The sequence below is a fragment of the Shewanella sp. SACH genome (assembly GCF_001887095.2).
In the GTDB taxonomy this organism is placed as follows: Bacteria; Pseudomonadota; Gammaproteobacteria; order Enterobacterales; family Shewanellaceae; genus Shewanella; species Shewanella baltica.
The window spans coordinates 113,366-128,056 of record NZ_MPDG02000002.1 but is presented as its reverse complement, the minus strand read 5'-3'; the positions used below and the strand labels follow the sequence as shown (position 1 = coordinate 128,056).

Below are 14,691 nucleotides of genomic sequence, written 5' to 3'. Positions count from 1 at the left end.
AAAAACCGTCTAAAATAACAGCTAAAATCACTTATATATTAATAGCTGTAAGTTGCACTCACTCTGGCGGATGTATTTATTGCCTATTGCATTGTAACTATTTCATAGATAAGGAATATATTCACAAACCCGCTACATCCCATCAACCTACAACATCTCACAAATTAGTCATCATTCATGTCGCACTGGTTAATTTTAAATAATATTGCAGATAGTTAACTCCCGAATTCAACTATAAAAGTGTCCGCCTTTTATTCGCTGATAATGTATAGCGGTTTAAACGCTAAAATGATATTGGGGAAAAATAATAATATTATCCTTCCCTATTTACCCAAGAAAATGATTTTTCCAAAAATGCCGTTGCATCATTCTCGATAATAAGACCATGGGCCATGATGATGGCTTTTGGCTCCCAAGCTAATATTTTATCAATATGACTGCGCGCTTGTGTCTTAGCAAACATAAAACTTAAGCGCCAATCTAAGGGCATTTTACCGTTTGGAGCGAGTATTCCCGCTCCGCGAGCCAATAATCGCTGTAAGGCATTAAAAGATTCGGGTGAAAAGTTTTCGATAAGATCCGTCACAATCAAAGTACGCGATGCTTTATGAAGGAACACACATTCCTGCATGAAATGAGAGCCCGTAAATAATATTTGGTCAATATCAGTCGCCCACATGGCATGAAATTGAGCGGTGAACAGCCCGTCAAAATGGAGATCTGGCCGCTTTGTTTGAACTTCTGCAGTGCCAAAACTTTGGGCCTGCGGATAACGTTGCTGCCAGTCCTTTAAAAATAGGTGGTGCAAGTGGTTAGGCGCAATAAGATAACGAACTTCGCCTAACGCTTCGACCAGTGCTTGAAGTTCAGGGGTGAGTTTGATTGGGCTATGTACCCACAAAGCACCATTATTTAAGCGGATCACTGTCATCCGAGTGGTATAGGGCAAGGAAAAAAATGGTACGGCTTCACCATCAAAAATCCACAGGTTTTCTGCTAGTTGCTTCATATCAACTCTCCATGCTGCTAGTCATTCCATCAACAATAGCTTTGGCTTTACCTTACATTGAAGCACGAAATCAGCCGCCAGCCATCATCACAAAAGTATGAAAAGAGAATTGAAAAGACAGAGCACCCAAGACTCATTTTTTTTTAGGAGCTAACAAACCACGCTTAAACTCACGGAATCGCCCTTGCCCTTCGACGTTGCGAAGAGTCATTGCGACGCTTTATAAAAAAGATCGGGTATGGCAGGGGAATTAAGGGAGTAAACGCTTTGCTATTTTGGTCAAGTGAAAGATAGGACAGGCACAAATCTTTAGGGATTAACAGCAAACACCGAGATCACAGAAGTTCACCATCCCCTGTGAAGTTGCTGAAGGGCGTTGAAGACTCTTTATTAAAAGGATAGCGCGTGACGCAGACAGGACGTCTGCGTAGCTTTCGGGGAAGGGGCGAATGAAAATCGGTGATTTTCGCGCTTATGAGCGAGAGGCAGGGACTGCCGAACTGGGGGCTTTACATGGATGTAAAGCGGAGCCATCGGAAGCGTTAGCTATTTTTGAATAAGCACGAAGCCACTAATCAATGCATGTCACTTCGCTAGGGACGCCGGGGGATTTCCAAAAGGGGAACAGGCGTTTTTCCCCTTTTTGTCGGGTGTGGGGTGAAGCCCCACGACCTTGATTTTGACTTTGGTTTTGATTTTATAAAGAAACTATCAACAGTCTAAATATGCTAAAGAAGGCTGATGGAAGTAAAGAAAGTTGTCACACCTTCAACCCAAGGTCAAATCTTCACGCAGACAAACAGCGCGTTGCCGGATGCTAAATCCCACGGGACGATTCTTTCATAATCATGTTCGAAAACATGTACTTCAAAATAGGGGGCTAACAGTTCCTGCAGTTCTGTGAAGCTAGTCGCGACCATGGCATGTTGATCTTGCCATTGCTCAATGCTGTGTAGTTCTTGTAAGCCAACTTCCTGTAAACCTGCGGCGTGTAACCCCGCTTCCAGCGAGCCTAAACCTTTCATATCAGAGACTGATAAAGGCGAAGCCGACACCTCAGTAAACGGCAGACTGCTTTTGGCAATACTCAGCTTTAATGACTGTTTCTCGCCTTGACCACTGTAATGCCAACCGGATTCAAAGGCGAAATGACTACCATCAAACTCGGCAAAATGCTTAACCGAGGCCGTGTTATCGATTCTGTGTTTATCTACCGTGTTAAAACAAAACAGTCCGCCGTCATTGAGCGCACTGTGCACACTGGCGATACAACTTTTAAGTCGTTCGATACAAGCACTGTAGTGGATGGAATATAAAAAACAGGTAATCAAGTCGACGCGCTCTTCTAAATAAAAAGCTGTCATATCTTGCAGGTTAAACTGGGCTTCGGGACAACGGCGCATGGCCATGTCGAGCATGGGCTGATTGATATCGAGGCCACTGCATTGATAACCAAGATCGATAAAATGCCGCACATGCGGACCCGTACCACAAGCTAAATCAAGGTGTTGTTTACCGTTATTGCCAAGGAACTGATGCAGACGATGAATGCTCGCACTCTGTTGCTGGTAGTTAATATCGGAACACATTAAATCGTAATAGCCGGATAAATCGGTATAGAGCGCGTTGGAAGACATAGTAGCGAATAGGTAACAAGGGCAATTTTAGGTGGCGCATGATATATCAGTTAGCCGATATCAGAAACAAACAATTGCCCCACAGCTAAGTACGACTAAAGCTAAAGCGGCCAATTGTGCACTCAAGGATTCAAATAAGTATGTTGGGTAGGAGAGGCGCTAAGCGCGATAATCACCAGCAGAAGAATATGTTAGCCAAAGAAATTAAATCGCAGTGAACTCACAACACACATCGAGCTCACACTCGCGATTAACTACTTGCAGGCGCATCTCGCGGATTGCTCACAAGGCGGCGCAGCGGCCACTTCACACATACCCGCAGTTTTGCCTTCGCCAACACACCAAGCATTACAGTCAAAGGTATCAGGATGACCTAAGTCGTCACTGTGACCGTGTATCACATCTTTGCCGGGATTGGATTCGACTAACAAGCCATCGGGCAAACACGCCTCACCAAACATTCTGCCATTAGGCACACCTTGTTCATCGGTGCCGACATGGCAACCTGCAACACCGGGTGCAACACCATCACTGTCCTTCCACCAGCTCTGTTTATTCTCTTGCCAATCTGAGGGTTTAAATTCTATGGTGCCCATGGCACCCGCCATTCCCTTGGCGCCATCCGAGGGTTCACCGATTTCACCGTGGGCAAATACTGGGCTAGCTAGCAGTAAGGAACAAGATACTAATAGGGTTAAAGCTGTAAATTGTTTCATAACACCTCCTTTGTTTGAGTCAGTAAGCTTAGTCAGATGTGTCGATATCACCACCTTTTCGCGGCGCTAACTCCGCAAGGGTAAGAGCAACGATTCAAATATCCGCCCCAATTTAAACTAAGCCATCATCGCGTTTGTCGTTTTTACTGACAGGCACAGACACACTCGCCGCACTTAACGTGCAGGCAAGTGTCTGTTAATTAAATATTTTAGATTCGATGGTAAACGCACAAAGCAGAAGAATAACCAAGTAGTTTAAGATGTTGAACGAGCGCGGCTATGGTGCATGAAAGTTCAGCTCTTCGTAGGTAGTTAAATGTTCGAGCTTAGGTTTAGCAAAGTAATAGCCCTGAAAATACTCAATCCCGATTCCAGCGAGATAATTCAGTTCGGCTTCGCTCTCAACGCCTTCGGCCAAGACTCTTGTATTAAGTTCTAGACAAATACGCAGTATTTCATCCACTGCCTGCTGTTTTTCTTTATCGACATCGATATCACGGATCAAAGTCATATCGAGTTTTAGCACTTGTGGACGCAGGGCATCCAACCAACTTAAATCAGCAAAACCACTGCCAAAATCATCGATTGCGGTGATAAAACCACGTTTAGCATAACTCTCGAAGATGCGGACTAATTTCGCCCGATCGACAATTTGCTCGCCCTCAGTCACTTCGAACATGATTTTGTGGATATCAAACCCATACATGTCGGCGGCTTCAATCGTCGCGCGGATACAGGTCTCAGGGTTATACACGGCATTGGGCAGAAAGTTGATACTGAGCATCTTATCGAGTCCCAGCTTGGAAGCGGTTTCTATCGCTTTAACCCGGCAAGCCTGATCAAAATAGTATTTGTTGCTATCGTTAATTCGCGCAAACACCCACGCGGCCCCTTCACCTTCGGGACCTCTAACAAGGGCTTCATAACCGCTAATCTCACGGCTAGGCCAATGAATGATAGGTTGAAATGCCATGCGAATTTCAAATCCTAATGACTTACCACTTAAGCAATCCATGCATGTTTGCTGCTTTATTCGAGCGGGGAAATCCATAAACGGCCTCCTTAACATCACCTTACTAGTGTGAGGATAAATGTTTAAATTTGCCAGTTTTTACTGTTCATCATGTTAATAAAATCTGGAATATAAAAAACAAAGGGCCGATGACAAAAGAAATGAAACGTTGGTGCGAGGCAGAAAAATAAAAATGGATGAATCCATATTGGAGCTTCATCCATAGTCACATACTGATGATTGATTTACTTCAGTTTATAAATCACTTCGACCCTATCTTCTATGCTCACTTGGCCGTACTGATAGCTCTCGGCGGCGCCCATGGCATCGGCTTTGGCGCTCATGCGTAACATAACAGGTTGCACGGGGCGTTGATCGTAATAACGGATCTGCCAGATCTTACCTAGGTTCTCACCAAAGCCTTTAGCCAAAGACTCGGCTTTTTGTTTGGCATCCACAATCGCGGCTTGGCGTGCCTTGGCGACATATTCCGCTTCTTTGCTCGACTTAAGGGCGATGTTATTCACTCGATTCATGCCCTCTTCCAAGGCTGAATCTAAAATAGCATTTAAGCGGCTTAAGTCTGTTACCGTCACGGTAATTTGGCGACTGGCGGTGTAACCCGTCAGCTCTGGCGCCTTATCCTGCACATACACGTATTGCGGTTGAAGATTTAAATTCGCGCTCTGGATCTGGTCTTTAGTCACTCCCGCTGCGGTGAGACGGGCGATAAACTTAGCCACGGCGGCATCGGAATTATCCTTGGCGGCTTTAGCGGTTTTTTCGGTCACGGCCACTTCCACATTCACATCCGCCATATCGGGCTCGACTTGGATTTGGCTCACACCCATGGTTTCAATGTGGGGGAAATCGACCTCAGCGGCGAGCACTGCTGGCGCCATAAACGCACTCGAAAAAAGACCACCCGCTACCAATACCGCTAAAAGAGAATTTTTCATAACTTACTCCAAAATAATGTGCTTATACCTAAACCACTTCAAATAGAACGCATATTCAAACGAGACGGATAACACGACTGTGTCGCTTATTTAGCGCTTAGGCTATCAGTAAAAAGTGCCAATACCTGTGCCAATATGTAACAGCATCAACAAACTGTCTCTTGCTCCCTGTAAACGCGGCGGATTTTAAAAAGGGTTAATTTTTCTGAAAAATATTTAGCTCTTTTTATCCCTATGAGTTCGACTGCGGATATCTCTATATCCACACCCAAAATAGGCCTTAGAGTTAACTGGCATATTCAGTGCCCCAGTTGTACACTTTTCAGCCAAAGCTACTGTACCTTTTAACCACTTCAGGTATAATCCGCCAACTTTTTTAAGGCTGCTCTAACCTCAGCGAGAAACCATGACAGTTGAAACTTTTAAACCCAAGCAAACGACCACGCTTGATATCCCAGTAAAAACATTAGAAGCAGCAAGCACTAATGCTGTTACCACTGGGAATCGCATCGGTTTCGTGTCTTTGGGCTGCCCAAAAAACCTCGTGGATTCAGAGCGTATTCTGACTCAGTTACGCATCGACGGCTACGAAGTGACTAACAGCTACGCCAATGCCGACCTGGTTATCGTCAACACCTGCGGCTTTATCGATGCTGCGGTTGAAGAATCTCTGGACGCTGTGCGTGAAGCCTTAGAAGAAAACGGCAAAGTGATCGTCACTGGCTGCCTTGGCGCCAAAGAAAACCAAATCCGCGAAGTGCACCCTGATGTATTAGAAATCACTGGTCCACACAGCTACGAAGCCGTGTTGAAGCACGTTCACAAATATGTGCCTAAGCCAGAGCACAACCCTTTCACATCATTAATCCCACAAACTGGGGTTAAATTAACGCCTAAGCATTACGCTTATTTAAAGATTTCAGAAGGTTGCGACAACCGTTGTACTTTCTGCATCATTCCTTCGCTACGTGGCGATCTCGACAGCCGCCCAGCGGGCAGTATCTTAGATGAAGCTAAGCGTCTAGTTGAGTCAGGCGTACAAGAAATTCTAGTCGTGAGCCAAGACACCTCGGCCTACGGCAAAGACAAAGGCGGTCGTACCGATTTTTGGAACGGTATGCCAGTCAAGCAAGACATTACTAGCCTAGCGCGCCAACTGGGTAAAATGGGCGCTTGGGTACGTCTGCATTATATCTATCCATACCCATGGGTTGATGAGTTGATCCCGCTAATGGCCGAAGGTTTGATCCTGCCGTATTTGGATATTCCAATGCAGCATGCAAGCCCACGTATCCTGAAGATGATGAAGCGTCCAGGCCGTGTTGACCGTCAGTTAGAAGCGATTCAACGCTGGCGTGAAATCTGCCCCGATCTTGTGATCCGCTCAACCTTCATCGTCGGCTTCCCAGGTGAAACCGAAGAGGATTTCCAAATCCTGCTAGATTTCTTAAAAGAAGCACGTCTTGATCGCGTCGGTTGCTTTAAGTATTCAGAAGTCGATGGCGCTGTCGCCAACACCATCGCCGAGCTCATCAGCGAAGACGTTAAAGAAGACAGATACCACAGATTTATGGAAGTCCAAGCCGAGATCAGCGCCGAGCGTTTAGCCCGTTTCGTTGGCCGTACCTTAGACATTCTTATTGACGATGTTGACGAAGAAGGCGCCATTGGCCGCAGCTTCGCCGATGCACCTGAAATCGACGGTATGGTGTTTATCAATGGTGAAACTGAGTTGGAACCTGGTATGTTGGTTCGTGCTCGCATCACCCATTCAGACGAACACGATCTGTGGGCTGAAGTAGTAGACGCTGACACCCAAGACTAAGCTGTTCTGATACAGGACAGGCTATGACTCAAAAAGCGAACCTCTGGTTCGCTTTTTGTTTTTTATCATTTCGTAAGCATTAACACTGCGAATGCTTCACCCTCCTTACTCAACTGCTTCGCCTCACTCTCTCAACACTGTTTCTTCGCATTGTCTTGGCTCACGATCTTGATTCATTGCCAGCCTCAATTTCGCTGATTTATCAGCAGCTAGGCTGAGACGTTATGAATTAAGCATTAGGCGTCTGGCCCTAACATCTTGTTGGCATCGACCCACAGCTCGAACTCTTCTGCCGTAACTAACTCAAGTTCTAATGCCGCTTGGCGCAGTGTCTTGTGCTCGCTATGGGCTTTTTTGGCTATTTTAGCGGCCTTTTCATAACCGATATGTTGATTCAGCGCCGTCACTAGCATGAGTGAGTTTTCCACATGCTTAGCAATTTGCGGCTCGTTCGCCACTATGCCAACCACGCAGTGATCGTTAAACGACTGACAAGCATCCCCCAATAAGCGCCCCGATTGCAGCACATTGGCGATGATCATCGGCTTAAACACATTGAGCTCAAACTGACCATTGCTGCCGCCAATGCCGACGGCAACATCATTGCCCATGATTTGCGCGCACACCATCGTCATGGCCTCGACCTGAGTCGGGTTGACTTTGCCCGGCATGATGGACGAACCCGGTTCATTTTCAGGCAGTAATAACTCAGCGATGCCGCAGCGCGGGCCAGAACCTAACATCCTAATATCATTTGCGATCTTCATTAAACCTACCGCCGCGACTTTATAGGCCGCCGACAGGGCGACTAATTCATCGTGGGCAGCAAGGGCGGCAAACTTATTCGGCGCCGTCACTAAGGGCAAGCCTGTGAGCTTTGCGATATTGTCCGCCACCTTAACAGCGTAATCCTTATGCGTATTCAGCCCAGTACCCACGGCGGTCGCACCTAAGGCTAACTCGGCCACCCGCTTGAGACTGTGCTCAATGCCTTCGATGCCATGACTTAATTGCGCGGCGTAACCCGAAAACTCTTGGCCCAAGGTTAACGGTGTCGCATCCATAAAATGCGTGCGGCCGATTTTAACTAGGTGCGCAAATTCCTCGGCCTTGTGCTGCAAGCTCTGCTGTAGTGACGTCATGCAGGGCAAAACCAGCTCTACGGCTTGACGATAGGCAGCAATGTGCATGGCGGTAGGAAAAGTATCGTTGGAAGATTGCGAGCGATTAACATCGTCATTGGGGTGCAAACATTTAACCGCATCGATGAGTTGCCCACCCGAGAGCACATGGCCGCGATAGGCGATCACCTCATTGACGTTCATATTGGTTTGCGTGCCCGAGCCCGTTTGCCAAATCACTAAGGGAAATTGCGTATCGAGTTCGCCCGCAATCAGCTCATCGCACACTTTGGCAATCAGTTGGGCTTTAGCTTGAGTCAAAGTGCCAAGTTGTTGATTGGTGATGGCGGCGGCCTTTTTGAGATAACCAAATGCATGGATCACTTCAATCGGCATTGACGCTTCGACACCGATACGAAAGTGCTGCCGTGAACGCTCGGTTTGCGCGCCCCAATAACAGTCCGCGGGGACTTTTACCTCGCCCATAGTGTCGTGTTCGATTCGATATTGCTGTGCCATGTGTATCTCCTTCGCTAAAACCCTCTAAGCATTCACCATACTCGCTCAGGGTAAAAGTACCAATTCATTCCAAGCTAAGCTCTCAGAAGGAAAGCGACTATCGACAATAAGGATGATTTAAGCGTAAAGACGGATGTTGAGGCTGGCGAAGTAGCAGTAACGGGCAGGACTAACGAGGGATTAAAGCAAGCGGGCTAAAACAGGGGAAACAACAGATTAACAAAAGCTCAGACCTAAAAAGTCAAAAGGGGCATCGCCCTTGTGCTGATGCCCCTTTCGGTTTTGTGCATTACGGTCGTATGACCCTTTGCCCTTTTTCGCTTTCTCGGTACGGGTCCTAAATAAAGGACTCGTCACTAACGCTTTCAGTGCGTTGTCGGTAATGGTGCCTCGGCCACTTTCGTGCTCTAAGGTCATATTTTGCGGTTTTTGCTTAGTCATTTTATCCCTCACTGCTTAATGAAAGTTAAGCCCATGGCCTAACAGCGCAAACTATAACGCAATCAAATCAGATGTACAGAGTTTGTGCACTCCAACATAAAAAATGGCGTTGACTAGTAGGAAAGTATGATAGATTATTCAAACAAAAATAATATATTAAGCTTAATAATCAATAAGATTTAGTTAATGCATTTTAAGATTAGTTTACGGATTTTGCCATAACCTTTATTGGCACTCAGGTTACACTTTGTAATCGACAGATAAGGAGATCAATTTGAAATCCACATTAGTCGCTCAACCTTGGCTCGGCGCACTGCTTTTGCTGATGACGCTTCAAGCCCCGCTCGCCAATGCCTTTTCCAGTTCAGACGCCTGCGTGATTACCATGGGGTATCGCACCAGCGAACGCTTACCTTTTATCGGAGATGAGCCCAATAATACGGGATTTTATCACGACCTTTACCAAGCGGCGGCGGACAAGATTGGCTGCAAACTCAATATAGTGCGCGCACCTAAATTACGCATTTTGCGGGATCTCAAACTCGGCAATATCGACTTTTATCCTGGCCTTAACTTCAGCGAAGATCGGGCTAAATACGCGCATTTTATCCCTAATGGACTTTCAGAACGCGCCATAGGCATTAGCCGTGCGGGCGCCGCCGATATTCGCTCGATTGAGCAGTTAGTGAACAATAAGATGACCCTCTTAATCGCCCCCGGCAGTTACGACTTTGGCGGCCTGCCCGACAAAATACAAGTACGTAAACCGCCTGAACTCAATGTGTCTAAAGCCTTGGATTATTTGCTTTCAAACCAAGGGGATTTTTTCATCTACGATCAAACCACGCTGCATTATTACCTTAACGATCGCGACCCCACTCAGTTCAAACTCCACTATAACTGCTGCCAATCAGCGCAGGAAATGTACCTCGGCTTCTCGAAAAAAAGCCGTCACTACCGCGGTAGACACAACCCTAACTATCGCGCCGAAAACCCCATCAGCCCAGACAATAGCCCCACAGTGTTAGCGCCTGATTCTAAAGCTTTCCAGTTTGCCAAAGCACTCGCCGCCATGGATTCCCAAGGCGAAACTCAGCGACTGTATAGCAAGTATTTTGGTTAGCTCAAATCTTATAAAGTCACCCCACCTCTAACGGCCGATAAAGCAGGTTCCATTGATACGCTTATCGATGATGGATGATGGATGAGCACAATGTTTAAAGAGTCAAAGAAAATCATGGTCTAAGTGATTAACGTGCGAGGAATTTACCTTCTGCTCAAGCTCAATTCTGTTTTTAACCCGCTTTGTTGCCCTCTGCGACAATATGCCGCACCTGTCACTCTTAGATGCTCTTTATAATGCAGCGCAATTAATCCAAGTGAATGGAAGACAATAAGATGGCTGCAAATTCTGCGTATTTATCTCACCCGTTTAAAACTTCAGTAATTTCCTCATCCCTCGCAATCGCCATGGGCTTATCGCTAGCGCCACAGGCAATGGCCGATGACAGCGAATTAGCCAATATTGAACGCTTAGAAGTCCACGGCCAACAGACCGAAAACCGCAACACGCTAGGTTCGGCTGAAAACCTGCTGAAAGGACAAGGAGTAGATTTCTCCGAAGCGGGTGGCGTATCGGCTCTGCCTATTCTCAATGGCATGATGGGCGATCGCATTAAAGTGTTAGTTGATGGTGCGGACATTACCGCTTCCTGCGCCAATCAAATGAATCCACCGCTGTCCTATATTTCCGCCAATCAAGTCACCACAGCCGAAGTGATTGCGGGTGTATCGCCAGTCAGCGCGGGCGGCGACAATATCGCGGGGGTGATCAAAGTCAGCAGCCTTAATCCTAAATTTGGCGAAAGCGATAGCATCAAGTGGAATAGCGGCGATATCTCAACGGGATACCGCAGCGTGAGTGATACCTTATTACTCGGCACCAATGCCACAGTTGCCAGCAAAAATATCAGCCTAAGCTATCAAGGCGCCTATGAAGATGCCAACAGCTATAAAGATGGCAATGGCGATAAAGTCATAGATACCTTGTACCGCGCACAAAACCATGCATTGACCGCCGCATGGCGCGATGAGACTCAACAAGTCGCCATCAAACTGACCCATCAGAATATTCCATTTCAAGGTTTTGCTAACCAATACATGGATATGACAGATAACAAGAGTTACGGTGCCCTCGCCCGTTATCAACTTAAACTCGACGATGACGGTGAGTTCAGCGCCCAATTCAATTGGCACGGCGTGAAGCACGAGATGGGCTTTTTCACCCCAGAAAAAACCGGCAAGATGCCGATGAACACTGAAGGTGACGACTACAGCTATCAACTGCACTGGCGCTTGCCAATGGGCGATGACAGCACCTTACTGGTCGGCCAAGAATTCTATAGCTACCACCTCGACGATGTTTGGCCTGCAGTGCCAGGCACTATGATGGCGCCGAATGATTACATCAACATCAACGATGGCGAACGTCGCCGCGCTGCCGTTTATGGCGAATGGCAGCAAGATTTGAGCCCAAGCTGGTGGTTATCGGCGGGTGTTCGCTTTGAGTATGTCACCACTAATACAGGTGAAGTCCAAGCTTATAGTGACATGCCAATGATGGGCATGCCGAATATGGATGCCGCTGCGGCGCAGGCCTTTAACGAGATGGACAGAGAGCGTAATGATGATCTGATCGACGCCACTTTACTGGCGCGCTATCAATTATCGGCCAATCAACAACTTGAGTTTGGCCTTGCCCGCAAGAATCGAGCCCCCAATCTGTACGAGCGTTACAGCTGGGGCCGCGGCACTATGGCAACCACTATGATAGGTTGGTATGGTGATGGTAATGGTTATGTGGGTAATCCAGATCTAAAGCCAGAAACCGCCCACACCCTGAGCGCAGCCTACAAATATAACGGTGATAGCTGGCAAGTCTCGACCACAACTTGGTACACAGCGGTGACTGACTATATCGATGCCGAAGTGATTGGTAGCTTCAATCGCACTAGCTCAGCTGATGGCAAACGCAATATTCTTCAATTCACTAACTTAGATGCCAATCTCTATGGTGCACGCTTTAATGCGCTCTATCAGTTTGCTGAAACCAGCACAGGTAAATGGCAAGTGTTAGGCAAAGTAAATTTGACCCGTGGTGAGCGAGATGAAGGCAATGAGCCTTTATATCAAATCAAGCCGCTGCAAACCGAGCTGGCACTACAACATCAACTCGGTAACTTGGAAAATAGTCTTTCATGGCAATGGGTTGCGACCAAAGATCGCGTGGATGACCGCCGCCTTGAAAATGAAACCGATAGCTACTCCTTGCTTAACTTAAACAGCAGCATGAAATGGCAGGATCTGACTGTCACCTTCGCGGTGAATAACCTATTCGACAGCTACTATGAGCTGCCACTAGGCGGTGTGAGTGTGGCAGAATTTAAGGCCGATAATACCAATGGCTTTAACCAGATTGCCGGTGCAGGTCGCTCGTTCGAACTCAGCGCAAGCTATGCGTTTTAACGACGGCTTTTTAAAGACATTGTTTTTAACAGCATGGATTTTTTACAATACCGCTGATTAAGGCGAACAGCCCTAATCGGCGCGTTAAACAAAAAGGGCAAGCAGATTAAGTGATTAATCGCTTGCCCTTTTTTTATGCTCAAACCACATTCATGCTACTAGCGCTAAAGTACAGGCACTAAAACGCTGAGACGACTTAAGCGTACTATGCAGCACGGCTGAATGAGTGAGACTATGGATTAGTTACCCGCAATCTTCATTTCAGATAACAAGATACCGCCGGTACGAATCGATGAGCGCATATCAAAATCCTTACTCACGGCCTGCACGCCACGGAACATCTCTTTTAAGTTACCCGCGATAGTGATCTCTTCCACTGGATATTGGATCTCACCGTTTTCAACGTAGAAACCCGCCGCACCTCGGGAATAATCGCCCGTTACCATGTTCACGCCTTGGCCCATAACTTCGGTCACAATCAAACCTGTGCCCATGTCTTTTACCAATTCGTCGAAGGTTTGGCCTGTGTGGCCGAGCGTCCAGTTATAAATACCACCCGCGTGACCCGTGTTGGTTAAGCCTAACTTGCGCGCCGAGTAGCTGGTCAGCAAATAGGTTTCTAACATGCCGCGGTCGATAATCCGTCTATCTTGGGTCGACACGCCTTCGCTGTCGTAGTTCGCGCTCGCCAGTGCGCCCAGTAAATGCGGCTGTTCTTCAATATTGAACCAATCGGGGAAGATTTGGGTGTTAATCGAATCCAATAAGAAACTGGATTTACGGTATAAACTGCCACCGCTGATCGCACCGATAAAGTGGCCGATTAACCCTGTGGCGATATCTGGCGCTAATAAAATGGGTAAACGCGTGGTAGCAATCTTGCGCGCACCGAGGCGGCTTACTGTCTTCTCGGCTGTTTTTAAACCGACCGTTTCAGGTGCAAGCATCTCGCTGAATTTACGGGCGATAGTGTAATCGTAATCCCGTTGCATATTGCCTTCGCTATCTTCACCGATCACGCTGCAACTTAAGCTATAACGCGAGCTGCAATAACCGTTTAAGAAACCGTGGCTGTTGCCATACACTTTAACCGCAGTGTGAGCATTGGCACTGGCGCCGTCGGAATTATTGATGCGCGGATCGGCATCGAGTGCCGCAGTTTCGGCGCGGATCGCCAGTTGGGCTAACTCATCGGGGGAAATATCTTCTGGATAATACAGCTGAAGATCGCGGATCTGAGTTGCCATCAAGGCTTTATCGGCAAGACCACTGAATGGATCGGGAGAAGTATAACGGGCGATATCGTCGGCCGCTTTCACCGCTAAGGCGATGGCCTCTGGACTTAAATCCGACGTCGATGAACTGCCCTTGCAACCATCGCGGTAAACCGTAATCCCTAAGGCACCATCTTTATTAAATTCAACGGTTTCGACTTCTTTTAAACGGGTAGAAACCGACAAACCTTGTTGTTTACTGATTGCCACTTCGGCAGCATTCGTTCCTAATTTGTTGGCATATTCCAGCGCCACGGCCACCGCATCTTTCAGCGCGCCCAATTCACTATCGATTCTGTTCAAAGACACAAAGCTACTCTTTCGTTGTCGGCAATTGCCGTAGCATAACAAACACAAATCCCATTCACATTAATTATTCGCGGCCGACTTAGGCTTGAGAGCGTATCCTATACCCAAACAACCTGAAGATGCAGGATTCAGCGGGAGTTTAACGCACTTTAGGCAAGGCGGTTATTTGCAGACCTAGCGGGCTAAGTTAAAAATAACCAACACAGCATAAAGTGCGTTAAAACCCGCCGGGACGGAGCGCCTAGGGCACTCCACTTCCGTGTTGCATCAATTCAAAAGGTGGCCGACATTCTGTCATTGATGCGCCTTGAATTGAAGCACCCTAGGCGCTCTGAAACTCGTAT

The 14,691-nt window shown here is 47.1% G+C and carries 11 protein-coding genes; 3 read left to right on the top strand and 8 right to left on the bottom strand.

Features of this window, described 5'->3' with window-relative positions; translation table 11 throughout:
- Positions 1-313: 313 nt before the first annotated feature.
- From BM607_RS08380 to BM607_RS08360, 5 genes are all read right to left on the bottom strand, one after another.
- Positions 314-1,009 carry a DUF4336 domain-containing protein gene (locus tag BM607_RS08380; RefSeq protein ID WP_071938692.1) on the bottom strand — a complete coding sequence of 232 codons (696 nt, stop codon included), beginning with the start codon at positions 1,007-1,009 and terminating at the stop codon, positions 314-316.
- 779 nt (positions 1,010-1,788) lie between these two features.
- Complete coding sequence (locus tag BM607_RS08375) at positions 1,789-2,646, bottom strand: class I SAM-dependent methyltransferase (protein ID WP_071938693.1); 858 nt, start codon at positions 2,644-2,646, stop codon at positions 1,789-1,791.
- A 254-nt stretch (positions 2,647-2,900) separates the two neighbouring features.
- Positions 2,901-3,362, bottom strand: coding sequence for a hypothetical protein (locus BM607_RS08370; protein WP_006083231.1), 462 nt, complete (start codon positions 3,360-3,362; stop codon positions 2,901-2,903).
- A 277-nt stretch (positions 3,363-3,639) separates the two neighbouring features.
- Entirely contained in the window at positions 3,640-4,413 is a 774-nt protein-coding gene (locus tag BM607_RS08365; RefSeq protein WP_071938694.1) for an EAL domain-containing protein, read from the bottom strand.
- A 206-nt stretch (positions 4,414-4,619) separates the two neighbouring features.
- Positions 4,620-5,333 carry an oxidative stress defense protein gene (locus BM607_RS08360; protein WP_006083233.1) on the bottom strand — a complete coding sequence of 238 codons (714 nt, stop codon included), beginning with the start codon at positions 5,331-5,333 and terminating at the stop codon, positions 4,620-4,622.
- 406 nt (positions 5,334-5,739) lie between these two features.
- On the opposite strand from BM607_RS08360, the gene rimO reads away from it, so the two are divergent.
- The gene (rimO, locus tag BM607_RS08355) at positions 5,740-7,158 is read left to right on the top strand and encodes a 30S ribosomal protein S12 methylthiotransferase RimO (RefSeq protein ID WP_071938695.1); all 1,419 of its coding nucleotides are present in this window, start codon (positions 5,740-5,742) and stop codon (positions 7,156-7,158) included.
- 236 nt (positions 7,159-7,394) lie between these two features.
- Here rimO and fumC read toward each other — a convergent pair whose 3' ends face one another.
- Positions 7,395-8,798 (bottom strand): class II fumarate hydratase, encoded by a 1,404-nt coding sequence (gene fumC, locus BM607_RS08350; RefSeq protein WP_071938696.1) that lies wholly within the window; start codon positions 8,796-8,798, stop codon positions 7,395-7,397.
- Positions 8,799-9,014: 216 nt separating this feature from the next.
- On the bottom strand, positions 9,015-9,239 hold the full coding sequence (locus tag BM607_RS08345; protein ID WP_071938697.1) for a ribosome alternative rescue factor ArfA: 225 nt from the start codon (positions 9,237-9,239) through the stop codon (positions 9,015-9,017).
- A 274-nt stretch (positions 9,240-9,513) separates the two neighbouring features.
- Here BM607_RS08345 and BM607_RS08340 point away from each other — a divergent pair, with 274 nt between their 5' ends.
- Positions 9,514-10,362, top strand: a complete 849-nt coding sequence (locus BM607_RS08340) for a transporter substrate-binding domain-containing protein (protein ID WP_071938698.1) — start codon at positions 9,514-9,516, stop codon at positions 10,360-10,362.
- A 275-nt stretch (positions 10,363-10,637) separates the two neighbouring features.
- Complete coding sequence (locus BM607_RS08335) at positions 10,638-12,764, top strand: TonB-dependent receptor (RefSeq protein ID WP_087486512.1); 2,127 nt, start codon at positions 10,638-10,640, stop codon at positions 12,762-12,764.
- Between the two features lie 239 nt (positions 12,765-13,003).
- Here BM607_RS08335 and pmbA read toward each other — a convergent pair whose 3' ends face one another.
- The gene (gene pmbA / locus BM607_RS08330; RefSeq protein WP_071938700.1) at positions 13,004-14,347 is read right to left on the bottom strand and encodes a metalloprotease PmbA; all 1,344 of its coding nucleotides are present in this window, start codon (positions 14,345-14,347) and stop codon (positions 13,004-13,006) included.
- Positions 14,348-14,691: the final 344 nt, after the last annotated feature.

Coding starts and splice junctions, on each gene's coding strand:
- BM607_RS08380 (WP_071938692.1), bottom strand. CDS start 1,009: ATGAAGCAACTAGCAGAAAACCTGTGGATTTTTGATGGTGAAGCCGTA.
- BM607_RS08375 (WP_071938693.1), bottom strand. CDS start 2,646: ATGTCTTCCAACGCGCTCTATACCGATTTATCCGGCTATTACGATTTA.
- BM607_RS08370 (WP_006083231.1), bottom strand. CDS start 3,362: ATGAAACAATTTACAGCTTTAACCCTATTAGTATCTTGTTCCTTACTG.
- BM607_RS08365 (WP_071938694.1), bottom strand. CDS start 4,413: ATGGATTTCCCCGCTCGAATAAAGCAGCAAACATGCATGGATTGCTTA.
- BM607_RS08360 (WP_006083233.1), bottom strand. CDS start 5,333: ATGAAAAATTCTCTTTTAGCGGTATTGGTAGCGGGTGGTCTTTTTTCG.
- rimO (WP_071938695.1), top strand. CDS start 5,740: ATGACAGTTGAAACTTTTAAACCCAAGCAAACGACCACGCTTGATATC.
- fumC (WP_071938696.1), bottom strand. CDS start 8,798: ATGGCACAGCAATATCGAATCGAACACGACACTATGGGCGAGGTAAAA.
- BM607_RS08345 (WP_071938697.1), bottom strand. CDS start 9,239: ATGACTAAGCAAAAACCGCAAAATATGACCTTAGAGCACGAAAGTGGC.
- BM607_RS08335 (WP_087486512.1), top strand. CDS start 10,638: ATGGCTGCAAATTCTGCGTATTTATCTCACCCGTTTAAAACTTCAGTA.